The sequence below is a fragment of the Burkholderia sp. MSMB1078WGS genome, assembly GCF_001528895.1.
GTDB lineage: Bacteria > Pseudomonadota > Gammaproteobacteria > Burkholderiales > Burkholderiaceae > Burkholderia.
The window spans coordinates 1-518 of the sequence record NZ_LPDI01000055.1; the positions used below are offsets into that span (position 1 = coordinate 1).

Annotated in this window: 1 pseudogene; it reads left to right on the forward strand. The window is 68.7% G+C overall.

Features of this window, described 5'->3' with window-relative positions:
- Nucleotides 1–518: pseudogene (locus WT24_RS15415) on the forward strand (hypothetical protein); the annotation flags it as partial.

Genomic DNA, 518 nt, shown 5'->3' on the forward strand with positions numbered 1-518 from the left:
AACACCCGCGTGGGCGACCTCGAAGACACGTTGCACGACAGCGGCCTGATCGACCCGGCGACCGGCGAATCGCTGGCGGTGGTGTACGACAGCGCGGCGAAGGACAAGGTGACGCTGGGCGGTACGAGTGCATCGGCTCCGGTGACGCTGTCGAACGTAAACGCGGGCGTTGCCGACACGGACGCGGTGAACGTGAGCCAACTGAAGGGTTCGGGCCTGATCGGCGACGACGGCAAGTCGCTTGCCGCGGTCACGTACGGCACGAACCCGGACGGCACGCCGAACTACAACGCGGTGGCGCTGGGCGGCGGCAAGTCGGCCGGCCCGGTGCAGCTGTCGAACGTGGCGGACGGCGTCGATCGTCATGACGCGGTGAACCTCGGCCAGTTGCAGGATGCGGGGCTGGTGGCGCCGGTCGATCCGTCGGATCCGGGTTCGGGTCTGGCGTCGCTGGCGGTCACGTACGGCAAGAACCCGGACGGCTCGGCGAACTTCGACGAAGTGGCGCTGAAGGGCGC